This window comes from Bradyrhizobium sp. C-145, from assembly GCF_023375135.1.
GTDB classification, from domain to species: Bacteria; Pseudomonadota; Alphaproteobacteria; order Rhizobiales; family Xanthobacteraceae; genus Bradyrhizobium; species Bradyrhizobium zhanjiangense.
In genome coordinates this window covers 2,238,359-2,259,773 of the sequence record NZ_CP088150.1, presented here as the reverse complement: position 1 = coordinate 2,259,773, position 21,415 = coordinate 2,238,359, and the positions used below count along the sequence as shown (strand labels likewise).

General features: G+C 60.4%; 20 protein-coding genes and 2 pseudogenes. 13 read left to right on the top strand and 9 right to left on the bottom strand.

Annotation, left to right across the window (positions count from 1 at the left end):
• Positions 1 to 29: 29 nt before the first annotated feature.
• A complete protein-coding gene (gene petA, locus LRP30_RS10365) occupies positions 30 to 560 on the bottom strand; it encodes a ubiquinol-cytochrome c reductase iron-sulfur subunit (RefSeq protein ID WP_011085272.1) in 531 nt (176 codons plus the stop codon).
• A gap of 278 nt (positions 561 to 838) precedes the next feature.
• Between petA and LRP30_RS10360 the strand changes: the two genes are divergently transcribed.
• The 9 genes from LRP30_RS10360 (at position 839) to LRP30_RS10320 (ending at position 10,163) form a co-directional block, all read left to right on the top strand.
• The gene (locus LRP30_RS10360; protein WP_249760248.1) at positions 839 to 1,306 is read left to right on the top strand and encodes a tRNA (cytidine(34)-2'-O)-methyltransferase; all 468 of its coding nucleotides are present in this window, start codon (positions 839 to 841) and stop codon (positions 1,304 to 1,306) included.
• Positions 1,307 to 1,316: 10 nt separating this feature from the next.
• On the top strand, positions 1,317 to 1,949 hold the full coding sequence (gene queE / locus LRP30_RS10355) for a 7-carboxy-7-deazaguanine synthase (protein WP_249760247.1): 633 nt from the start codon (positions 1,317 to 1,319) through the stop codon (positions 1,947 to 1,949).
• 16 nt (positions 1,950 to 1,965) lie between these two features.
• Positions 1,966 to 2,331: a 6-carboxytetrahydropterin synthase gene (locus tag LRP30_RS10350; RefSeq protein ID WP_128935592.1), complete on the top strand. Its 366-nt coding sequence runs from the start codon at positions 1,966 to 1,968 to the stop codon at positions 2,329 to 2,331.
• Between the two features lie 119 nt (positions 2,332 to 2,450).
• Positions 2,451 to 3,338 carry an oxygen-dependent coproporphyrinogen oxidase gene (gene hemF, locus LRP30_RS10345; protein WP_249760246.1) on the top strand — a complete coding sequence of 296 codons (888 nt, stop codon included), beginning with the start codon at positions 2,451 to 2,453 and terminating at the stop codon, positions 3,336 to 3,338.
• Positions 3,329 to 4,072, top strand: a complete 744-nt coding sequence (locus LRP30_RS10340; protein ID WP_249760245.1) for an HAD family hydrolase — start codon at positions 3,329 to 3,331, stop codon at positions 4,070 to 4,072. The genes hemF and LRP30_RS10340 overlap by 10 nt, the downstream gene beginning before the upstream one ends.
• A 309-nt stretch (positions 4,073 to 4,381) precedes the next feature.
• Positions 4,382 to 4,600: a DUF2158 domain-containing protein gene (locus LRP30_RS10335; RefSeq protein ID WP_091894253.1), complete on the top strand. Its 219-nt coding sequence runs from the start codon at positions 4,382 to 4,384 to the stop codon at positions 4,598 to 4,600.
• A 655-nt stretch (positions 4,601 to 5,255) separates the two neighbouring features.
• Positions 5,256 to 5,657 (top strand): hypothetical protein, encoded by a 402-nt coding sequence (locus LRP30_RS10330; protein WP_128935595.1) that lies wholly within the window; start codon positions 5,256 to 5,258, stop codon positions 5,655 to 5,657.
• Positions 5,658 to 5,775: 118 nt separating this feature from the next.
• On the top strand, positions 5,776 to 6,678 hold the full coding sequence (locus LRP30_RS10325) for a hypothetical protein (RefSeq protein WP_249760244.1): 903 nt from the start codon (positions 5,776 to 5,778) through the stop codon (positions 6,676 to 6,678).
• A 119-nt stretch (positions 6,679 to 6,797) separates the two neighbouring features.
• The gene (locus tag LRP30_RS10320; protein ID WP_249760243.1) at positions 6,798 to 10,163 is read left to right on the top strand and encodes an adenylate/guanylate cyclase domain-containing protein; all 3,366 of its coding nucleotides are present in this window, start codon (positions 6,798 to 6,800) and stop codon (positions 10,161 to 10,163) included.
• 207 nt (positions 10,164 to 10,370) lie between these two features.
• On the opposite strand, the gene ugpC is transcribed toward LRP30_RS10320, so the two are convergent.
• From ugpC to LRP30_RS44940, 5 genes are all read right to left on the bottom strand, one after another.
• On the bottom strand, positions 10,371 to 11,462 hold the full coding sequence (gene ugpC, locus LRP30_RS10315; RefSeq protein ID WP_249760242.1) for a sn-glycerol-3-phosphate ABC transporter ATP-binding protein UgpC: 1,092 nt from the start codon (positions 11,460 to 11,462) through the stop codon (positions 10,371 to 10,373).
• Positions 11,463 to 11,538: 76 nt separating this feature from the next.
• The gene (locus tag LRP30_RS10310; protein ID WP_244551276.1) at positions 11,539 to 12,360 is read right to left on the bottom strand and encodes a carbohydrate ABC transporter permease; all 822 of its coding nucleotides are present in this window, start codon (positions 12,358 to 12,360) and stop codon (positions 11,539 to 11,541) included.
• A gap of 33 nt (positions 12,361 to 12,393) precedes the next feature.
• Positions 12,394 to 13,329 carry a sugar ABC transporter permease gene (locus LRP30_RS10305; RefSeq protein ID WP_249760241.1) on the bottom strand — a complete coding sequence of 312 codons (936 nt, stop codon included), beginning with the start codon at positions 13,327 to 13,329 and terminating at the stop codon, positions 12,394 to 12,396.
• A 64-nt stretch (positions 13,330 to 13,393) separates the two neighbouring features.
• Complete coding sequence (locus LRP30_RS10300; RefSeq protein WP_249760240.1) at positions 13,394 to 14,710, bottom strand: extracellular solute-binding protein; 1,317 nt, start codon at positions 14,708 to 14,710, stop codon at positions 13,394 to 13,396.
• Between the two features lie 90 nt (positions 14,711 to 14,800).
• Complete coding sequence (locus tag LRP30_RS44940; protein ID WP_256477659.1) at positions 14,801 to 14,935, bottom strand: hypothetical protein; 135 nt, start codon at positions 14,933 to 14,935, stop codon at positions 14,801 to 14,803.
• A 290-nt stretch (positions 14,936 to 15,225) separates the two neighbouring features.
• Between LRP30_RS44940 and LRP30_RS10295 the strand changes: the two are divergent.
• Positions 15,226 to 15,641, top strand: a pseudogene (locus LRP30_RS10295) (ABC transporter substrate-binding protein); the annotation flags it as partial.
• A gap of 274 nt (positions 15,642 to 15,915) precedes the next feature.
• Positions 15,916 to 16,298 (top strand): annotated as a pseudogene (locus LRP30_RS10290) (adenylate cyclase); the annotation flags it as partial.
• Here LRP30_RS10290 and LRP30_RS10285 read toward each other — a convergent pair.
• The 3 genes from LRP30_RS10285 to LRP30_RS10275 form a co-directional block, all read right to left on the bottom strand.
• Positions 16,294 to 16,716, bottom strand: coding sequence for a hypothetical protein (locus LRP30_RS10285; RefSeq protein WP_128935601.1), 423 nt, complete (start codon positions 16,714 to 16,716; stop codon positions 16,294 to 16,296). The pseudogene LRP30_RS10290 and the gene LRP30_RS10285 sit on opposite strands and share 5 nt — an antisense overlap.
• Before the next feature lie 6 nt (positions 16,717 to 16,722).
• Positions 16,723 to 16,944 carry a hypothetical protein gene (locus LRP30_RS10280; protein WP_128935602.1) on the bottom strand — a complete coding sequence of 74 codons (222 nt, stop codon included), beginning with the start codon at positions 16,942 to 16,944 and terminating at the stop codon, positions 16,723 to 16,725.
• A gap of 270 nt (positions 16,945 to 17,214) precedes the next feature.
• Positions 17,215 to 18,306 (bottom strand): TRAP transporter substrate-binding protein, encoded by a 1,092-nt coding sequence (locus LRP30_RS10275; RefSeq protein ID WP_249761741.1) that lies wholly within the window; start codon positions 18,304 to 18,306, stop codon positions 17,215 to 17,217.
• Positions 18,307 to 18,996: 690 nt separating this feature from the next.
• On the opposite strand from LRP30_RS10275, the gene LRP30_RS10270 reads away from it, so the two are divergent.
• Both LRP30_RS10270 and LRP30_RS10265 read left to right on the top strand, forming a co-directional pair.
• A complete protein-coding gene (locus LRP30_RS10270; RefSeq protein WP_249760239.1) occupies positions 18,997 to 19,794 on the top strand; it encodes a Crp/Fnr family transcriptional regulator in 798 nt (265 codons plus the stop codon).
• Between the two features lie 222 nt (positions 19,795 to 20,016).
• A complete protein-coding gene (locus LRP30_RS10265) occupies positions 20,017 to 21,360 on the top strand; it encodes an extracellular solute-binding protein (RefSeq protein ID WP_249760238.1) in 1,344 nt (447 codons plus the stop codon).
• The last annotated feature ends 55 nt before the right edge of the window (positions 21,361 to 21,415 follow it).

The following is a 21,415-nucleotide window of genomic DNA, read 5'->3' as shown; positions in this document are numbered from 1 at the left end:
GCGCGAAGCTTCGGACGATAGTCCGAAGCTCAGCCGATCTGGATTTTCGTGTCGGAAACGAACTGGTACGGCGGCACTGGCAGGTTCGCGGGCGCGGGCCCCTGGCGTATGCGGCCGGACGAATCGTACTGCGACCCATGGCAGGGGCAGAAGAACCCGTCGTAATTGCCCTCATGAGCGATCGGGATGCAGCCGAGATGGGTGCAAATGCCTATCACGACCAGCCACTGCTCGTGGCCGGACTTGACCCGGGCTTCGTCGGACTGCGGATCGGGCAGGCTCGCCACGTTGACGGCGCGCGCTTCGTCGATCTGCTTCTTGGTGCGGTGGCTGATGTAGATCGGCTTGCCGCGCCAGAACACCTTGATGTCCTGGCCCTCGGCGATCGGGCTGAGATCGACCTCGATCGGCGCACCGGCGGCGATGGTCGACGCATCCGGATTCATTTGCGAGATGAAGGGCCAGAGCGCGGCCGCGCCCCCTACTGCAGCGGCTGCCCCCGTTGCAACGAATAAGAAATCACGGCGTGTCGGATGGTCCGCCGAAGACGCTGTCGTCACGATTCCAACCCTTTCTTCTTATGCGACCGGTCGAACCGCTCCGGGGGGCGCCCATGAGGTCCCCAGAAGGCTGCCGGCGCCCGCGGCCCCCCGCGGCGGCAGAACTTTGCTTGCTCACGCCCAAAACGGGGAAAACAGCAGTCCAGAATCGTTCTATTGGCACCCTTGCCGGGCGAGCGCAAGCCCGCTATCGGCGCGGGAGCGTGCAATGCACGAATTCCCGGGGATGCGATGTTTTATTGAGACATTTTGCCCCCGCAACCAACCCGCCACAGCCCATGCAGATAGCGCTTTTCCAACCCGACATTCCCCAGAACACCGGCACGATTCTCAGGCTCTGCGCCTGTCTGGGCATGGCCGCTCACATCATCGAACCGGCAGGGTTCCCCGTCTCGGACCGCTCGTTCCGCCGGGCGGGAATGGACTACCTCGACCAGGTCAGCATCACCCGGCACGACTCCTGGGCGAGATTCGAGGACTGGCGTGCGGCACAAGGCTACCGCCTGTTGCTGTTCACCACCAAAGGTGCCACCGACTACCGCGATTTCCGTTACCAGACGTCGGACATCCTGCTATTCGGACGCGAGAGCGCCGGCGTCACGGATGCGGTGCTCGAGGCTGCGGATGCGCGGCTGGTGATACCGATCAGGGCCGGCCTGCGGTCGCTCAATGTGGCCATGACCGCGGCGATGGCCGCCGGCGAGGCGCTGCGCCAGATCCGGAACCCCGAAGGCCCAAAGGATTGAGGAGCGAGAGTTGAGTTACGCGGTCAAGGAAATCTTCCTGACCCTGCAAGGCGAAGGCGCCCATGCCGGGCGCGCGTCGGTGTTTTGCCGTTTTGCCGGCTGCAACCTCTGGAGCGGCCGCGAGGCGGACCGCAGCGAGGCGACCTGCAAGTTCTGCGACACGGATTTCGTCGGCACCGACGGCACGCTCGGCGGCCGCTACGCCTCGGCTGCGGAACTCGCCGACACCATCGCCGCGCAATGGGCCGCATCCACTGCCAACCGCTACGTGGTGCTCACTGGCGGCGAGCCACTGCTCCAGGTCGATACCGCCTTGATCGACGCCCTGCACGCCCGCGGCTTCGAGATCGGCGTCGAGACCAACGGCACGATTGCCGCCCCGGCGGGGCTCGACTGGATCTGTGTCAGCCCCAAGGGCGGCAGCGAACTCGTGCTACGCCACGGCCACGAGCTGAAGCTGGTCTATCCGCAGGCGCTCGCCGCGCCCGAGACCTACGAAGGCCTCGCCTTCGAGCGTTTCTCGCTGCAGCCGATGGACGGACCCGAGGTCGCCCAAAACACCGCGCGTGCGATCGACTATTGCCTGCGCCATCCGCAATGGCGGTTGAGCGTGCAGACGCATAAATCGCTCGGCATCAGATAGGATTGTTGACGGACAGATGTGGGAATTGACGAAATCGTTCCGCTTCGAGGCGGCGCACTCTTTGTCGGGCACGACGTTCGGTGCGGCGAGCGAAGAGATCCACGGCCACTCCTTCCGCGCCGAGGTAACGGTTCGCGGCACGCCGGATCCCAACACTGGCATGGTCGTCGACCTCGGGCTCCTTCAGCGCGCCATCGAGGACGTGCGCCTGATGCTGGACCACAAATATCTCAACAAGATCGAGGCGCTGGGCACCCCGACGCTGGAAAACCTCTCGCGCTTCGTCTGGGACAGGCTGGCGCATATCGGCAAGCTCACCCGCGTCAGCATCCACCGCGACAGTTGCAACGAGAGCTGCACCTATTACGGTCCGCAAGAGTGAGATTCGTAGGGTCGGCAAAGCGCAAGCGTGCCCACCGTTCGGAATCGCGGTGAAGATGGTGGGCACGGCGCAAGGGCGCCTTTGCCCACCCTACGGCAGGTTCGTTTCGGGAATTGAGTATGGACGCCTCAACAATCGAAGACCGCAAGGGCCGCGCTCGCGCCTGGTTCGAAGCCTTGCGCGACGACATCTGCGCGAGCTTCGAGCGGCTGGAGGACGACGCGCCGCAAAGCCTCTATCCGGGCGAAGCCGGTCGTTTCAAGCGCACGCCGTGGCAGCGCACCGATCATACCGGCGCGGCCGGAGGTGGCGGCGTGATGTCGACGATGCATGGCCGCTTGTTCGAGAAGGTCGGCGTGCATTGCTCGACCGTTCACGGCGAATTCGCCCCTGAATTTCGTGCTCAGATCCCCGGCGCCGCAGAGGATCCAAAATTCTGGGCCTCCGGCATCTCGCTGATCGCGCATCTGCGCAATCCGCATGTGCCCGCGGTGCATATGAACACACGCTTCGTCGTCACCACAAAAGCCTGGTTCGGCGGCGGCGCCGACCTTACGCCGGTGCTGGAGCGGCGGCGGACGCAGGACGATGCCGACAGCATCGCCTTCCACGCCGCGATGAAGGAGGCCTGCGCGCAGCCGAGCGGTGTCGCCGACTATGACAAGTACAGGAAGTGGTGCGACGAATATTTCTACCTGCCGCACCGCAAAGAGGCGCGCGGCATCGGCGGCATCTTCTACGACTGGCATGACAGCGGCGACTGGGACGCAGATCTTGCCTTCACCCAGGACGTCGGCCGCGCCTTCCTCAAGATCTATCCTGAGATCGTGCGGCGCAATTTCGCGAGCGCCTGGACCGCGGCGGATCGCGAGGAGCAATTGATCCGGCGCGGGCGCTATGTCGAGTTCAACCTGCTCTACGACCGCGGCACGATCTTCGGGCTCAAGACCGGCGGCAATGTGGATTCGATCCTGTCGTCGCTGCCGCCGGAAGTGAAATGGCCATGAGCCTCGCCATGCCGCCGCTCCCTCGCGCCATGCTGATCGACATGGACGACACCATTCTGTCGGCCTATGGCCGGCCCGAGATCGCGTGGAACACGATCACGGCCGAGTTCGCCGAAGAACTCGCGCCGCTGCCGCCACAGCTGGTCGCAACCGCGGTGCTGGCGTTCGCGCGAAACTTCTGGGCCAACGCGGAAGCCGCATGGCGGCTGAAGCTCGCCGAAGCCCGCCACCTCACGGTCAAGGGCGGCTTTGCCGCGCTCGCGGCCGCCGGCCACCGCGCCCTGCCCGACGATCTCGCCATCCGCATCGCCGACCGTTTCACCGCCTATCGCGAGGAGGAGATGTTCGTCTTCCCCGGCGCGCATGAGGCAATCGACCAGCTGAAGGCGCTCGGCATCAAGCTCGCTCTGGTGACCAACGGCGCCGCCGACACCCAGCGCGCCAAGGTCGAGCGCTTCGAGCTCGCGCACCGCTTCCATCACATCCAGATCGAAGGCGAGCACGGCTTCGGCAAGCCCGAGGAGCGCGCCTATCTGCACGCGATGGAGGCGCTCGGCGTCAGCGCTGATGACACCTGGATGATCGGCGACAATCTGGAATGGGAAGTCGTGACGCCGCAGCGCCTCGGCATCTATTCGATCTGGATCGACGTGCATGGCGACGGCCTGCCCGAGGGCTCGATCGTCAAGCCAGACCGCATCATCCGCTCGCTGACCGAGCTGCTGCCGGGGTAAACAAGCCCGCGACAACAAATTATCGAAAAACAACCCCATGCACAGTAGCCGACTGTTGCAAACTCAAGGGCTTACGGCAAACGCAAGCTCGATTTTCGATTTTACGAAATTCTTTTTGACACGTCGGGCAAAACAGGGGCATGATGGCATCGTCGCAGGCCTTGCGATGAAGGCCCCCTTTGCCAGCGGCCCCGGCACCTGAGCGTTCCGTGCATGGGAGTGCGCGGTCTCATCCACCGCCCCCGTTTTCCGGATGTCATGACAAATTGCTAGCTTCGCGTCCGGTCGATCAACGCGAAAGGACAATCCATGGAAGTGAAAGCCGGTGATGTCGTGATGCTGAAATCCGGCGGCCAGCCGCTGACGGTCGCGGAAGTGAAGGAGAACGACGTGATCTGCCTCTGGATGGGCATGGAAGGCGATTTGTTCCGCGAGACGCTGCCGCTGGCCACGCTCGCGCGCGTGGAAGAGGACGAGAGCGACGAAGACGACGAGGATGAAGACGAGGACGAAGACGACGAGGAGTAGGCAGACCGAAGACCACAGCGCCTGGTCAGATCGGAGTGCTCGGCTCCGGCGCGCCCGATGTCCGCTTCACTGCCACTAGCGCGCAATAGCGGACATCGCTGAATGTCGCAGAAGGGCCAAATCCGGACTCATGCGGGCAGCAAATTGGCCTGAGCCTATCCGACTTTGTCGTCGCTGGATTCACACCGTGATCAAGGCGCTGGATAATTTTTGAGGCCATGCGCTGCCCTCCTCTTCGAAATCTAAAGAATGATGACCTGTGCTGCCGCTCGTACATCGCGCGTCTCGAAGCCCTAGACCAGTTTTTTTCGGCCAACCTCTGAGTGCGGGCAAGATTGGAGATGCCGGGGCCTACGCACTCCCGATTTTCAAGCAACAAAGCGTGCCGCAATCGGCAGACATTTAAATTGCAACGCCGGGTAGAGGCGCGCGCTGGATATTTAAATTTCGTATCCAATTTGTTTGGAGTTGGCCAATCCGAATACCGTCACCGGTGTCCCCCCGGAGCGGCACGATGAATTTATGATCATGCGGCCGTGACCGCTATTCTAACTTGCCATCCTGAGGTTATACAATTAAAATGCAAAAAATATAATGCATTTAAATGGTGCGGGACGGCGAGATCCCGAGCCCGCTTAATTAGGGAAGGCTGATCATGGCCATTAAAAAGAATGTCGTTTTGAGAGGCGCGGCGGCTCCGACAGAGGTGACGGTTCCAACCTTCTCCTTCAGCCCCAACGATTCGCTCGCGCAGTTGATCGTCGACGCGTGGGTCGAAGACGATTTCCGAAATTCGCTGCTGGAACGTGAGGCGGACAACACTACCGTGACGGCCGCCGCCGCGAACCGAGCCAAAGTCGCGCTCGCGGCGCGAGGTATCTATCTGAACCGCGCGGTCATCATCACGGAAGAAGAGCACGATGGTCACTACATCATGCAAGACCCCGATGAAGTCGTCTTTGTGCTGCCGAACAGAGGCCGCGTGACCCCTCGACCCGGCCAGTCTCTTCTGGAAACGGCTCGCTTGCTGATGTCTTGTACGCCCAACGGAATCTAGCGCGGTTACCGTTCGGTTCGAGGGGAGGCGCGATCCGTCTCCAGTTTGAAGCGCGTGTCCGAAGTGGCAACGGCAGACAGACGGTCCGTGCTGAGCACTGCAGGTTGGGAGGTTTCTAATGAAGCGGTTGAGGACGGAGTGGGTCAACGTCACGGGTGATATTTCGATCATTGCTCGCGACTCCGGACAGGTCTGGTTCCACACCACGGGTGGGACGAAAGGGAACGTAGATCCATTCGCGACGCCGATGACGGGCGTGGGTACGGCGGGCAGCGCGATCGGGCTGCTCGACGGCGCGATCAATCTCGGATTTGCCGCGATTGAAGAACGCCTCGCACGTCCGGACCAGACGCTCGCGGGCTATGTTGCGGCCCTGGTCGGCGCCTATCACACGTCTGTCGATACGCCTCGAAATCTGCGGCGCGCGGCCAGCCGCTTCGAGGAACTGGGCAGGCCCGAGGTCGCGGCCTACCTTGAAGAACGGGCGCGCGAGGAGTCTGGTCACGATCGCCTCGCGCTCAAGGATCTGCGTGCGCTCGGTTTGCCGGCCGAGCGACTCGTCACCAATTTCATCCCGCAGGGGATCAAGCCACTCTGCAAGCGCTTCGATGACCTTTGCTCGCAGGACTACCCGATCGGCTGCATAGGGTATTCCTACTGCCTGGAGCGCATCGCCGCGCTCAAGCAGAAGGCCGACGTCGAGAAAGTCCAGGCGCTGTGTCCGGATGGCGTCGACGCGACCCGCTTTCTCAGAAGCCATAGCTCTCTCGGAAGTGAGGCCACGCACGTCAAAGACACCATCGACTTCGTCGCGTCTCTTCCTGCGAGTGACCGTATCGCAGTCGTTCAGGAGACGTATGAATCGGCATTGATCATGGCGGAAGGCTATAATCACGAACTCCATAAATCCGAAGCCGAGATGGTCGACGAGCTTCGACAGGCGATCGGAGAAGCGCTCCCATACTGTCTCAGTTCAGGGCCTTCAAAAGACGAGGATTGCAGCGCTCGTCCCGCGGCTTGAGCGGAACAGCGCGACGTCATCGCGGTTTGCTGGGCCTGAGCGCAAGCACGCACTGTTCCGGCGTCCCCGTCGTGAGATAGTATAAGGGGTCCTACGGCGGTAAGAGGAGGGCCTCTTCGATGACGAGGACAAACACCGACTTAGCTGAGTGGCTGGTCAGACACGGTCTAGGCCAGTACGCCCAAGCCTTCGCGGAAAACAACATCGAATATTCCCTCCTTCCGGATTTGACGGAAAACGATCTCAAGCAAATTGGAGTTTCTTCCTTAGGTCACCGCAAGAAGCTGCTTAGGGCGATTGAAGCATTGACCGCTTCGCGCCAGCCCGGCGGCGAGACGCTTGCGGGTTCAAGAGTCGCTGTGGCGCCGCCCTCCATTGCGCAGCATCGCGAACCTGAGTTCCGTCAGATTACCGTACTGTTCAGCGACCTTGTGGCTTCTACACAGCTCTCCGAGAAGCTGGACCCTGAGGATCTCCAAAAACTTATCGACGCGTACCGGGAGGAATGCAGCACCGCGATCGGGCGGTATGGCGGCGAGGTGGCCCGGTATTTCGGCGATGGCGTCATGGCATTTTTCGGCTGGCCCTCCGCTCATGAGGATGACGCCATTCGTGCCGTTCACGCCGCACTGGAGATCGCGTCCGGGGTCACGAAGATCTCAGGTCCGGTTACTCTGTCTTGTCGAGTGGGTGTTTGCTCTGGACCGGTTGTTGTCGGTGACATTGGAGATAGCGGCCGCTGGTCGATGGACGCGGTGGGAGAGACACCGAACATTGCGGCGCGCCTGCAGGCCCTTGCCGCTCCAGATACGGTACTCATCTCAGAGACGACGAGGCGTCTCATATCGGCCGCTTTTGATTTTCAGGACCTCGGCATCCACGAACTCAAGGGTGTGACTCACCCCCTTCATTTGTATCGCGTGCTGGCGGCGAAAAGCACGGTTAGCCGCTTCGAGGCTGCGCATACGGGCTCTCTTACTCCGCTCATTGGACGCTCAAGCGAACTGAGCCTGCTGCTCGACAGGTGGCAGAAAGTCAAGGAGCGTGATGGCCAGGTCATACTCCTTTCGGGTATTCCGGGAGTCGGGAAGTCGAGGCTGCTCCACGAGTTGAAATCGCATATTCAGCAGGAACCGCATATTCTGCTGCATCATCAATGCTCGCCCTACCATAATCAGAGCGCGTTCTTCCCCGTCATCGAGCAGATCCAACATTCGGCCCAAATAACACCGCGCGAGCCCGATGCAGACAAGCTCGCCAAGCTCAGGGCTTACCTTCCCGATAATTCCGCCGAGCCGGTCCTGCTGGTCGCCAGGCTGTTATCCATCCCAGTGCATGATCACCTCCAATTGTCTCGCCTGACCCCGCAGCAAATAAAGAACAGAACCATAAGTACGCTTGTCGATATGCTGTTGGCGTTCTCCGTCCAAGGGCCCACGCTCTGCATCTTTGAGGATGCACACTGGCTGGATCCGTCGACGGTTGAGTTGCTTGACCTGATTATCAGCCGGATCGACCACGCCCGCGTGCTGCTTATAGTGTCGTGCCGACCGGAGTTCCGCCCTGCATGGATCACTCATGCGAATATCACCGTGCACTCGCTGACTCGATTATCGCATACGGAAGTGAAGGCGATGATTGGAGGTCTGTTGAGGGGCGGGAGAATGCCTCAGCCGCTGCTGGACCAAATTATCGAAAAGGCCGATGGCGTCCCGCTATACATCGAGGAACTGACAAACAGTATGTTGAGCGCACCTGTACTCGGTCGAGGTGCGTCCGAGCGGACGGCACAAGCAGCATTGCTCAGGGTTCCGGACACGCTGAGTGACGCATTGATGGAGCGGCTCGACCGCGTTGCGCCGAGTCGCAAACTTGCAATGATTGCGGCGGTGATCGGGCGCGAGTTCTCTTATGATCTGTTGTCGGCCGTATCGCAACTCGACGAAGATAATATCCTGTCAGCACTCTCGCTGCTCGAACAGGCTGACATCATATATCGAGTCGACATTTCGCCTTCCCTCCGCTTCGCGTTCAAACACGTATTGCTGCGTGATGCGATCTACGATTCTTTGCTCAGGAGCAAAAGACAGCAGATCCACGCCGAGATCGCCATGGTCCTGGAGCATGACTTTCCGGAGCTTGCGGAAAATCAGACCGAAGTCGTGGCGTATCATCATCAGGAAGCAGGCAATCACAATTCGGCTATCCGTTATTGGTTCAAGTCCGGGCAGCGCGCGCTCGCGCACTCCGCCAACATCGAAGCGATTGCCAATTTTCGAAGTGCGCTTCAGCTTCTGAAAACGATGCCCGAAACGCCCGAGCGGACCAAACAAGAGGTCGAGGTTCAGCTGGCGCTGGGAATACCGCTTATCGCCGTCAAAGGGTATGCCTCCACGGAAACCCGCGAAGCGTTTTCCAGAGCTAGCGCCTTATGCCTGCGTCTCGGCGACATCCCTGAATATTTCCAAGCCCTGTTTGGGTTGTGGGGACACTCATGGATGGGGGGAAGGAACGATGAGGCGCTCAGCATGGCCGATGAGTTTCTGCTGCGGTCACGAGACTTGTCTAGCCCCGTGCTGGCGATGGTGGCTCATAGAGTGATGGGCAGCACGTTGTTGACAATCGGGGACTTCCAATCCTCAGCGAACCATTTCGAAGAGACGATCAGGCTTTCGATCAGCGAAGGAAGACAGCCCCTTTATCACCTTTACATGGTGGAGCCTCAAGCGGCTTCACTGCTGCTTCAGTCCTGGGACTTGTGGTTCCTCGGCTATCCCGATCGATCCCTTTCGCGCGTGTCGGAAGCGTTGGCCCTGGCTCAGGATCTTGCTCACCCGTACACAGTGGCGTTCGCTCATTACATGACCTCTGTCGTGCACCTTCTGCGCGGGGACGCCGCTCGCGCTCTCGAGAGCGCCCAGAACAGCTTCGAAATGTCACAAGAACAGCGGTTTTCGCTGTACGTAATTCTATCGCGAATTTCGCGAGGCCGGGCCGTCGGCGAGATTGGCCGAATTGAGGAGGCCCGATCCGAGATCGCACTGGGAATCGACGAGGCGCGGCGCAACGGTGTCGGTTTCATGATGCCAATGATGAATAGCTGGCTGGCGGAAATTGACGCCAAGGCCGGCGAGAATGAACGCGCACTAACGTTGGTCGAAAGGCTCCTGGCCGGCTTAGGTGATGTGACGGGCAGGGCATGGGAGTCGGAATTACACCGGCAAAAAGCCCAAATTCTCCTATCGCTCGACCCATCGAAAGTCGGCGAAGCCGAGTCTCATCTTAGGAAATCCATTGAGGTGGCGCGTGGTCAAGGCGCCAAGTCCTTGGAGTTGCGCGCCGCCACAAGCCTCGCAGAACTCTGGCGGAGCCAAGGAAGGATTGATGAGGCGCGCACGCTGCTAGAACCGATCTGCGATTGGTTTGACGAAGGAGCCGAAACGGCTGACCTCAAGCGTGCGCGCGATCAATGCGCACTGCATTAATCCTGCCTCTCGCAGAAGTGACAGCCAATCGGACCCTTTCCCGTCGACCCGCCATGAGCGGACATGATGGCGCTGGTCCGCCAGGTTAGCTCGGAGCCGCCCTCCGGCGGCCAGCCGCTGACGCTGGGCGTCATCGAAGCTGGTGACAGGGAGGTCACCAGTCCTGAGCGAATTCCCCTCACCACCGGAATTGGCCAACTGCCGGCGTTAGATGGCCGCCTCGGTCTGCGCGTCGAAAACGTGAAGCCTGGAAGGCCGCATGGCAACGCGCAGCTTATCGCCCACCCTCACCCTCGCGGTCGGCTCGATGCTCGCCACCATGATGCTCTCGCCGACCTTCATATCGAGCAGGATTTCCGAGCCGAGTTGCTCGACCACCTCAATCACAGCATCGAAGCATGGGTGGCCGAGATCAACGCTACCCGCCACGGTGAGGTCCTCCGGCCGCACGCCGAGCATGACCTCGCGTCCGATATGGCCGTGCAGCCGCTGCGCGGTCTCGTCCGGTAGCTTGATGCGCAGGCCGGAGTTCTCGGCGATCAGCGATCCATTCGCCTCGGTCACCGTAACGGCGGCGAAATTCATGGCCGGGGAGCCGATGAAGCCGGCGACAAACTTGTTGGCGGGCTGATTGTACAGCTCTAGCGGCTCCCCCACCTGCTGCACCACGCCGTCTTTCATGACCACGACCCGGTCACCCAGCGTCATGGCTTCGACTTGATCATGAGTAACGTAAATGGCTGTAGTGCCGAGTCGCAGATGCAACTTCTTCAGCTCAACGCGCATCTGCACCCGCAGCTTGGCATCGAGGTTCGACAGCGGCTCGTCGAACAGGAACACGCGAGGGTGGCGCACGATAGCACGGCCTAACGCCACGCGCTGGCGCTGGCCGCCTGAGAGCTGGCGTGGCCTGCGCTTTAGCAGTTCGCCGATGCCGAGGATGTCAGCCGCCTCCAGCACGCGCTTGTCTATCTCGGACTTTTCGAATTTGCGCATCTTCAGGCCGAACGCCATGTTGTCGTACACGCTCATGTGCGGGTACAGCGCGTAGTTCTGGAACACCATGGCGATGTCGCGGTCCATGGGCGCCAATTCATTGACCACGTTGCCGTCGATGGAAATATCGCCGGAACTGATCGCTTCAAGCCCGGCGATCATCCTGAGCGTCGTCGTCTTGCCACAGCCGGAGGGGCCGACGAACACCACGAACTCTTTATCGCGGATCTGCAGATTGACGTCTTTGACAGCGTGCACGCTGTCAAAGAACTTGTTGATCCCCTTGAGGACGACCTGGCCCATTCACTTTCACCTGCCTCCCAACGACCTACGCGCAATCTGGATTCGCGCCTTCGAATCCCTATGATCCGTCGTGCTGTCAGCCCTTCACCGATCCGGTCAATCCTGCGACGTAGTGCTCGACGAAAAACGAATAGGCGATAGCAACCGGTATCGATCCAAGCAGGGCCCCAGCCATCAGCGGTCCCCAGTAGAATACATCGCCACGGATCAGCTCCGATGTGACGCCGACCGGCACAGTCTTCTGCTCAGGCGAGGACAGGAAGACAAGTGCATAGATGAACTCGTTCCACGACAGCGTGAAAGCGAAGATGCCGGCCGAGAGGATGCCCGGGATCGCCACCGGGATGACGATGTAGAGCATAGCCTGCCAGCGCGAGGCGCCATCAATGCGCGCGCATTCCTCGAGCTCCTTGGGTACCGCCTTGAAGTAGCCCATCATGAGCCAGGTGCAGAACGGAATAAGAAAGGTCGGATAGGTCAGAATCAGTGACCAAGGCGTGTCACCCAGCCGATAGTTGCGTATGATCTCTGCCAGCGGAATGAACAGCAGCGTTTGCGGTACCAGATAAGTAATGAAGATGCCGGTGCCCAGGCTGCCGGCAAATGGAAAGTTCAGCCGCGACAGAGCATAGCCGGCGAACACGCCGCACACGAGCGAGATAGCGGTTGACGCGAGCGCGATGAACGTCGTGTTCCACAGCCACGATGCGAACAGCGTTTCCTCGAACAAGTACCTGACATGGTCCCAGGTCGGTTTCCAAGTCCAGAACGGATTGTAGTTGATCGAATTCCAAGGCCGGTAAAGCTCGCCGTCCGGCCGCACCGAAGTGATCACCATCCAGTAGAACGGGAACAGCAGGAAAAGCAGGAACAGCGCCATGGGGACGTAGAAGAACATCCACTTTCGCCACCTTGCGCCTTCGATCATGGCTCAGCGGACCTCCACGCGGCGGATGTAGAGAAGTTGGATAATGACGACCAGAAACAGGACCGGAAACATTGCGAGCGATATTGCGGCGCCCTCGCTCAAGAGGCCGGTGCCGATACCAATCTGATAGGCGTAGGTGGCAAACAGGTGCGTTGCGTTGGCTGGTCCGCCGCCCGTCATCACATAGACGATCTGGAAGTCGGCGAACGTCTGAATCACTGAGAACAGCACCACGACCATGGTCACGGGCAGCAGCAGTGGCCAGGTGATGTGCCAGAACCGCTGCCACGGCTTGGCGCCGTCGATGGCGGCGGCCTCGTTGAGTTCGGGACTGATAGTCTGCAAGCCTGCGAGCAGGCTGATGGCAAAGAACGGCACCCCGCGCCAGATGTTGACGATGATAATCGAGATCATGGCGAGGTCCGGATCGCCCAGCCAATTGATCCGACCGGTGATCAAGCCGAAATGGTAGAGGAGCCAATTGAGAACGCTGAACGTCGGGTCGAACATCCACTTCCAGGCGAAAGTCGAGAGCACGGTCGGGATAATGAAAGGCAGCAGGATGAAAGCACGGGTAAAGGCCTTGCCGCGGAAATTACGGTTGAGCAGCATGGCCAGCCACAGCCCGAGCGCCAGCTTGAAGACGGTGGTCACGCCCGTATAGAGGAAGGTGTTGTAAACGGAGGTGCGAAAGATTCCGTCATTGAAGATCTTGTAGAAGTTAGCGAGGCCGACGAAGTCGCCGGGCATACCGACGCGCGAGTTGGTGACCGACAGCAATATCCCTCGAATGAAGGGATAGGCAATGAACATGCCGAGCAGCGCGATGGTCGGCACCAGCAGCACGAATGCCAACCAGCGCTCGTCCTCGAGCAACCGCTGTCGCCGCGGAGGGGGCGCCTCGCGGAGCGTGGTGGCGGAAACCGCGCTTATCCCCATGTTCGATCCTCGTCGGCCGGAAGATTCCCTTCCCCCACGAAAATGGGAGAGGGACGGCTTAACCTCAGACGTAGACCTTCTTGAGCTCAGCCTCTGCCCACTTCACGGCATCCTCGGCGGGCATGCCTTGGACGGCCTTTGCGTACATATCAATGATGATGTACTTGGTAACGACCTCGGCTGCCTTGCGCGTAGAGGGGCCTTGGTAGCCAGCGAAGCGCCCTGTGCGCGCCGCTTGCTTGTAGGGCAGCATGATCGGGTCGTCGCCCCACAGCTTGTGCTTTTCCCAATCCGTGGTCGGGCCGACCGAGAAGCCCTTCTGGGAGACGAACCACTTGTCGTAGACGTCCTTGGAGTGAATCCAGCCAAGGAATTTCTTCGCCGCATCCTGGTTCTTCGAATAACCCGTCAGGAGGTTCGAGAACGGGACGTGATAGCTGAACTGCCCGCCGGGGCCCTTGGGCAGCGCGGCGTGCAGGATGTCGTCCTTCAATTGCCCGCCTGCCTCCGTCTTGTAGGTATCCGGCTTACGCAGAGCCTCGATGTAGATCGAGGCGCCATTGAGCGTGGCGCTGCACGTCCCGGACAGAAAAGCGCGGTTGTTGTTGGAATCGTCCCAGGCGAGCCCGCCTTCATCGTGGGCGTCCTTCCAGAAGGCCACCATGAACTTTACCGACTCGACTGTCGCTGGGCTATTCAGCACAACGGTCTTGCCGTCTGCTTCGACCTCTTTGCCGCCCCAGGACCACAGATAGGGGTAAGCGAAGGCGGGCGCATCGCCGAACGTGTGACCCAGCGTTTGGCCGATCGGCCGTCCCTTTGCCTTCAGCTTCTTGCCGGCCTCGCGATACTCTTCCCAAGTCTGGGGAAATTTTCCATCGGTGTAGCCGATCTCGGCAAACCAGGACTTTCGGTATGCGATCTGCAGGCCGACGATGCACCACGGCACTGCGATCCATTTTTTTCCGTCATTGGCGACCGCGCGGGATGTTTCGTAGAAGCCGCCCTGGCTCTTGCCGAGTGCCTCAGCGAGGTCGCTGACATCCGCGACGCTCTCGCCGTAAAGTTGCCCCCAATTGTTGAGGACACAGACGACGTCCGGGCCTGACCCCGACTGGATAGCCGAGGTGACGCGGGCCTGGATATCGTTGGCGTTGATGGTCTCGATATTGAGCTTTATGCCGAGCGCCTTCTCGCCCTCCCTGGCGATCTCGTTGCGCAGAAGCTGATCTGACGCCGGAACGAAGTCGGTCCAGCGCAGCCAGTGCACCGTGGTGGCTTGCGCATAGGCGGGCGCCCTGCCGGTCGCCAAGATGCCGGCCATGCCGCCCACAACCGCGGCACCGCCCTTGAGGACGTTACGTCGGGTTACCGTCGTCATGCATCCCTCCCTCTGTGTGTCTGAGCTGATGCCCTTCGGCCGGTCTTACGCCGGCTTGGACTCCCTTTCAGCCTATCGCGCCTCCGTGGCTCAACGCATGCCCACGCCGTCGCCTGCGCGATACGTTGGCTCGATGATCTTTTGTAGGTGTTCCACTTGCAGCGCCGTGGTGGCGAGTTCGCCGCGAAACATGGTGAATTCTTCGCAGAGCAGCGGCGCGACCACGTCGTTCCCAATCGTAGCGGCGATACGCCCGGCGGCCCGGATCGTGTCGGCGCTGCAGCATGAACCGCACCGTCATAACGGTCCCTCCCGCGCAGCGACGGTATTGCCGTGGCCAAGCGGGTTTTCCCCGTCTTATATGAAGTTCAGTACCGGAAGCTGGCGTGACGTCATTGTCGCCCGTCGCAGCAGGAAATCAAGTGCTAGCTTGACGCGCCGGCCATGGTCTCACTTCGGCTCTCTATGCGGGTTCGCGGCCAACGAGTCTCCTTTGGGGCAATCGCGCCAGGTCGCCGGCGGGTCGAAAGGGCTGCTTCGCACCTTTCATTCCTTTCTTCTGGAGATCTGGTCCTTCACCAAGAGCAAGCCGACGGCAAAGAGCCTGCTGGCGCACCTGTCGCAGCCGAAGGCAATCGAAAGGATGGTGGCCGCGAGCGGAGGCCACGACCTTCGGGCCTTCGACAACCTGACGACGCTCAAGACCTGGGCCGACCAAGGACCGCCGAAGGGCACGCTCTACCACTACCCGAATCCCTACGACCACCAGATCCTATCGATTGCCGCGCAGCCAACACCGCTCAAGATCGCAGTGCAGATCCATTCCTGGGGCCTCATGACCCAGATGACAGTCCGCCACATGCAGGGCGAGCCGCTAGAGAAGACGCTCGCCTGGGCTGAGGGCGAGGTTGAAGGCTACTTGCGCATGTGAAGTCGCGGGTCACGTCGTTGTCCAACGAGCAGACGTTCGATTGGGGCGGGTTCTCGGCATGTCCGGTCTGGCCTCAACTGCTGACATGCCGAGCGCGACCGTGATCTTCGTCTTAGCGGCCCTTCGGCGTTCACCCAACCGAAGCAGGCATCGGTCAGCGCGGCTGACATTTCAAGACAACAACTGGAATGGGCCCTTGGGGCGACCCCGTGAAAGCGCGTTGGCGCTGGCGTGTGATCCGTCGTACAAAATGTGCTGAGCAGGGTTGCTCGCGATGGTGCAAGAACGGCCGGTCCGGGTCGAGCGCAGGTTGTCGGCGATTTTGGCTGCCGATGTGGCTAGCCGATGTGGCTAGCTATTCGCGGCTCATGCACACGGATGAAGAGGCTACGCATGCCAAATTGGCGGCGCTCCTAGCCGATGCTGTCAATCCAGCAATCACGGAACACTGCGGCCACGTCGTCAAAAATACTGGCGACGGGTTCTTGGCGGAGTTTCCGAGCGCGGTTGAAGCAGTACGGGCTGCGGTGCAATTCCTCCCGTATTCATGAACTTTCAGTCGGAGACGCTGAAGACAGGCGCCTTGCTTTCCGCCTCGGCGTCAATATCGGCGACGTAATCGTCGAGCCGCACGACATCTTTGGCGATGGCGTCAACCGAGAGGTCGGGCTTGTCTGAACTGGAAAGTGCTCGGCGTGAACCTCCTGGCCACGGCGCGCGCCTTGCCCTCGCATGTTTCCAACGCAATCTTCTGGGCAAGCATGACATCTCCGATCGGCAGCGCGCCGATCGGCATGAAGCACAGCCCCTCCCGCACGCGGCCTCTTTCGTCAATCTCGCACACGTTCACCGACGTCCCGGCGTGGATCCGGTACCGCTTCCCACTTTCGCTTCCGACAACCTCGAAGTAGCCCCTCCTTGCGAACTGCTCCCACTGCGCGGGCGATAGCCAACGCCGCAAGAGCAGCAGCGACCGCCCCTCGGGTGTGCGCTCAGCGCCGTGCCTGATGAAGAGCATTCGCGCCGCTCTCGTGCGGGAGCGGACGCCCGACGCGGACGGCCGAAAGCCGAACATGAGCGGCTAGCCGCCGATCAATCTGGGGAAAAAGAGGGTTTCATCCGCACTGGGGTCGAACGATCGGATCTGCGAGATCTGACCGGGACCCGTCCGGACCGCGGCGGTGAAGCCGGCATTCGTCAGTTCATAGAACCGCTGCTCCGCCTTCGCCACTTCCTGCAGGTCGCGGGGGTTGAAAGGGTGATGGCTGTCGCCGGTGCGGTCCATCACGATCTGAATCGCCATGATCGTCCTCCTCGGATTGATAATGGCCCAAGGGATCCTATCCAGTATCCGACTAACGTGACGAACTTTCAAGACAAGACCACTTCAATCCGAAGAGCGATCTGCTGCTGACCGCAGAAGACAACCGAGTTCTGGAAACGTGCCGTCATCGACGCGGTCAGCGCGAATGCTGTCGTCGGCCCGCCATCGGGCCGCGACGGCCGGCTTCCTTCCGGCTGAAGCTGATAAGACAGGTCGAAGAGTATCCCGCAGGACCCGCGCGCGGCTCGTTCAGCCCTTTGAACGCATGCGGATCATGAATGTTTCATATGAATACTCCGCGATCTGCCACCAGAGATTCTCGTCGTTTCGAAAGTCCACTTGCGAATCGTAGATCTTCTTGAAATCAGGGTTGGACGCGGAGGTTTCCGCATTGACCTCGTTCGAAGCCTTTAGGCACGCTTCCATCACCGCCTGGCTGAATGGACGCAGAAGTGTCCCGTTGGCGACGAGCCGTTTGATGGCCGCCGGATTGCGAGCATCATAGCGCGCCTGAACGTCCATGTTGGCATAGCCGCAGGCCAGAGCGAGGAGCGACTTGTAAGCCTTTGGCAGGGCGTTCCACTTGTCCAGGTTGATGAAGAAATGCAGCGCCGTGCCACCTTCCCACCAGCCCGGATAATAGTAGTACCTCGCGACCTTGTAGAAGCCGAGCTTCTCGTCGTCATAGGGACCGACCCATTCGGTTGCGTCGATCGTGCCTTTTTCCAATGCGGGATAAATGTCGCCGCCTGCGATCTGCTGCGGAACCACGCCGAGCTTTGAAAGGGTCTTGCCCGCCCAACCGCCGATCCGCATCTTCAATCCGCTGAGATCTTCGACGCTGTTGATCTCCTTGCGGAACCAGCCGCCCATCTGAGTGCCGGTATTGCCGCCCGCAATACCGTATATGTTGTACTTCTTGCCGAACTCGTTGAGCATGTCCTGACCGCCGTGATCCTGAAACCATGCGTTCTGCTGGCGCGAGTTCAGGCCGAACGGTACCGAGCAATAGAGTGCGAAGGTCGGATCCTTGCCGATGAAATAATAGGCGGCGGTGTGGCACATTTCGACCGTTGCATTGCTTACTGCATCGACAGCCTGCAAGGCAGGCACGATCTCGCCGCCTGCGAAGGGCTGAATTTGAAACTTGTTGTCGGTAGCTTCCGCAACATATTTCGCGATCGTCTCTGATGCACTGAAAGGCACATCCAGCGACTTCGGCCAACTCGTGGTGCAGCGCCACTTTAGTTCAGGCATCGACTGGGCGATGGCTGGCGCAACAACGGCGGCAGACGCGGCGAGGCCGGCGCCTGCCGTACTTAGAAATTGACGACGTTTCATGGCGTTTCCCCTGTGGATGATTGCACATTGAATAGAACCGCCGGCCCGCGACGATTTCGACGGCAGTGCTCCTCCGGGGATCAAGTTTTCATGCGGGCCTTTCTTGGATGAACCCGGCAGATATCAATTATATCAGACATAGGGATGCGCAGGAGATGCGGACAGCCACCACCTGCAAGTCGAATAGGACCGGATGGATTGGGAAGCGGCCACGCTGCATTGCGGCAATCTTGCGCCGACGAACCCCGCCCGCCTGAACCACTGACGGCGCGAAGCGACGCAATAAATGACATCACTTCGGCTTGCGTCGTCAGGCGAGATGGCGAGCGAAGGTCCAGGACCGCTTCGGGTCAAAACCGGCGGTCTGGACCGGTGCAAGCCGCTTCCTGTCTACTCGACGGCCGCCGCTTGGACGCGCATCGAGCTAGGCAGCATCGGGCCAATAAGCGAAGTCGGTGTAGAGCTCGATGACCGAAATCAAATTGCCTCTGATGCCCGAGTGAACAGATTGGGCCGCCAGCTAACAGCCTATTCGTTGGGGAGTTGAAGGCGCCTTTGACCTGCCGTCGCTGGATTGTCGGGTGCCGGTGACTCCAGGTCGAAGAGGGAGTAGCTTCGCGAGGAGGAAGCCCCAATGCCGGCGGAACAAGGCCGGATCGAGATGCATCCAGGGGATAGCCCCATGGGATAGTGTTCAAAGGTACGCTGGGTGGTGGCGACCGCGAACAGACGGTGCGGGTTCAAAACCGTCTGCTGGGCGGTCTTGCGCCGGCGTCCTTTGAGCAGCTTCGTCCCTTCCTGCAGCCCGTTGCGCTCAAGCGCCGGGCAATTCTTCAGGACTACCACCATCCCATCGAGCATATCTACTTCATCGAACGCGGCGTCGCCTCGCTGCTGGTGCGAACGCAGCGTGATGGTCCGGTCGGAATCGCCATGGTTGGACGGCTCGGTTTTGTCGGAGTGGCGGCGGCGCTCGGTATGCAGCGCTCACCCAATCGCTGCCTAATGTCGGTCCCCGGTTATGCATTGCGCATCGCGGTGCCGGACCTAAGCAGGGCCGCGCACAGATCCCCGGACATCCAGCAGCAGCTGTTCAGCTATATCCACGCGCTGTTGGTCCAGAATGCGCAGACAACGCTTTGCAGCGCCCGCCACAGCCTGGAGGAACGGCTGAGCCGCTGGCTGCTGCTCGCAGCCGACCGCCTGGACGACCGGATCATCCCCGTGACGCACGATATGCTGTCGGTCATCCTCGGCGTGCGACGCGCCAGCATCACGACAACGCTTGCGGAACTGGAACAGTCCGGCGGGCTCATCAGGCAGCGAGGTGGCATCGACGTGTGCGATCACGCGGCCCTCGAGCTTAGAACATGCGAATGCTATCAGATCATAGCGTCGGAATACCGGTACCTAAATCGCAGCGGCCTGCACGAGCACCGCATTTCCGCGGACGCCGACCTTATGCGCGCCTGCCTTTGCTGCGTCTGACGCAGCCATCCAAACAGCTTGCTTCCGGCCAGCGCCGCGCGACTTCGTCCGCTGTCAATCTTTGTACGGCAGCGTACCGACTGACCGGCTTTAGTAGAAAGGCCGGTCCGGGCCTCAAAGCTATAGTGACGCCAGCGATAACAAGATCCAGGGCGGAGCTAGACTGATCCCTCATCTGGATGAGCCTTTCTCCAACTGGCGATATCCGCAGGAGGAGTCCAGATGAGCACGGGCAATTTTTTGCGCGTCACGCGACGTCGTTTCCTGACACAAACTGGTCTTATCCTCGCCGCCGCTTCGGTGCCGTCCCTTGCTGCCCCATTCGTTTCCCGTGCGCTTGCCGACACCAAATCCGTCTCCATCGTACAGTGGAGCCATTTCGTTCCGGAATACGACAAATGGTTCGATCAGTTCGCAAAGGATTGGGGCACGAAAAATAACCTCGACGTCACCGTCGACCACATCCCGGTCGCCAACGTCGCCGCGCGCGCGGCCGCCGAAGCCTCGGCTCAGTCAGGTCACGATCTGTTCGGATGGAACGGCGCAGGCGGAGCGCACCTCTACCGCAAATTCCTCGTCGACATGACAAGCCTCGTCGAGGCAACCGAGAAGAAGTACGGCAAGGTCAGCAGGATCGGCCGCCAGATCGGATACAACCAGGACGATAAGACTTGGTCAGCTTTCCCCGATTTTTACATCAACTTCCCCGCCATGTACCGCAAGAGCATGTGGGACGAGATCGGGATGCAGCCGGACACGTGGGACAACGTGCGTATCGGCGGCGCCAAGCTGAAAGCCAAGGGCCATCCGGTCGGCATTTCGCTCGGACACAGCAACGACCCGAACACGACCTGGCGCGGCCTGCTGTGGAGCTTTGGCGGTGCACTTCAGGACACCGAAGGCAAGAACGTCGTGCTCAACAGCAAGGAGACGATCGAAGCCGTCAAGTTCGTCACCGCGCTGTACAAGGAAGCGATGACGTCCGAAGTGCTGTCGTGGGACGACTCCAGCAACAATCGCTATCTCGTTTCGGGCATCGGCTCGCTGATCGTCAACCCGATCTCCGCCTATCGGACGTTCCAGAAGGCAAACAAGAAGGGCGCCGACGACACCTTCGTGATGGCTCCGCCAAAGGGGCCGGTACGCCAGATCATGGGCGGCGCTTCCGAATTCTACGGCATCTGGAAGTTCGCCAAGAACAAGGAAGGCGCAATCGAGTTCCTCAAATACTACGCCGATCATTGGCCGGAGGCGTTCAAGGCGAGCGAAGGCTACAATAACCCCTGCTTCGCCAATCTGGTGCCGAAGCCGATGCCGATCCTCTCGAACGATCCGACTTCGACGCCATCAGACAAATTAGCGGTGCTACAGGAGTCCGAGCAGTGGTCGGCCTCCCCGGGATATCCCGGGCCGTCCTGGCCCGCCGTCGACGAGGTCTATAACGACTTCGTTATCTGCGACATGATGGCAAAGGCGGCGAGCGGTCAGATGTCCGCCGAGGACTCGGTCAAATGGGCGCACCAACAATCTGATGCCATTTTCAAGAAGTGGCACGAGAAAGCCTGAAGCCGTGTCCGGACGCAGCCCTCCTTTGCGCGCTCCGGCAGCCGGCCACGTTGCA

What these genes read in the sequence shown, in the direction of transcription:
- LRP30_RS10360 (WP_249760248.1), top strand. Translation starts at nt 839, where the DNA reads ATGCAGATAGCGCTTTTCCAACCCGACATTCCCCAGAACACCGGCACG.
- LRP30_RS10350 (WP_128935592.1), top strand. Translation starts at nt 1,966, where the DNA reads ATGTGGGAATTGACGAAATCGTTCCGCTTCGAGGCGGCGCACTCTTTG.
- hemF (WP_249760246.1), top strand. Translation starts at nt 2,451, where the DNA reads ATGGACGCCTCAACAATCGAAGACCGCAAGGGCCGCGCTCGCGCCTGG.
- LRP30_RS10340 (WP_249760245.1), top strand. Translation starts at nt 3,329, where the DNA reads ATGGCCATGAGCCTCGCCATGCCGCCGCTCCCTCGCGCCATGCTGATC.
- LRP30_RS10335 (WP_091894253.1), top strand. Translation starts at nt 4,382, where the DNA reads ATGGAAGTGAAAGCCGGTGATGTCGTGATGCTGAAATCCGGCGGCCAG.
- LRP30_RS10330 (WP_128935595.1), top strand. Translation starts at nt 5,256, where the DNA reads ATGGCCATTAAAAAGAATGTCGTTTTGAGAGGCGCGGCGGCTCCGACA.
- LRP30_RS10325 (WP_249760244.1), top strand. Translation starts at nt 5,776, where the DNA reads ATGAAGCGGTTGAGGACGGAGTGGGTCAACGTCACGGGTGATATTTCG.
- LRP30_RS10320 (WP_249760243.1), top strand. Translation starts at nt 6,798, where the DNA reads ATGACGAGGACAAACACCGACTTAGCTGAGTGGCTGGTCAGACACGGT.
- ugpC (WP_249760242.1), bottom strand. Translation starts at nt 11,462, where the DNA reads ATGGGCCAGGTCGTCCTCAAGGGGATCAACAAGTTCTTTGACAGCGTG.
- LRP30_RS10310 (WP_244551276.1), bottom strand. Translation starts at nt 12,360, where the DNA reads ATGTTCTTCTACGTCCCCATGGCGCTGTTCCTGCTTTTCCTGCTGTTC.
- LRP30_RS10305 (WP_249760241.1), bottom strand. Translation starts at nt 13,329, where the DNA reads ATGGGGATAAGCGCGGTTTCCGCCACCACGCTCCGCGAGGCGCCCCCT.
- LRP30_RS10300 (WP_249760240.1), bottom strand. Translation starts at nt 14,710, where the DNA reads ATGACGACGGTAACCCGACGTAACGTCCTCAAGGGCGGTGCCGCGGTT.
- LRP30_RS10285 (WP_128935601.1), bottom strand. Translation starts at nt 16,716, where the DNA reads ATGTTCGGCTTTCGGCCGTCCGCGTCGGGCGTCCGCTCCCGCACGAGA.
- LRP30_RS10280 (WP_128935602.1), bottom strand. Translation starts at nt 16,944, where the DNA reads ATGGCGATTCAGATCGTGATGGACCGCACCGGCGACAGCCATCACCCT.
- LRP30_RS10275 (WP_249761741.1), bottom strand. Translation starts at nt 18,306, where the DNA reads ATGAAACGTCGTCAATTTCTAAGTACGGCAGGCGCCGGCCTCGCCGCG.
- LRP30_RS10265 (WP_249760238.1), top strand. Translation starts at nt 20,017, where the DNA reads ATGAGCACGGGCAATTTTTTGCGCGTCACGCGACGTCGTTTCCTGACA.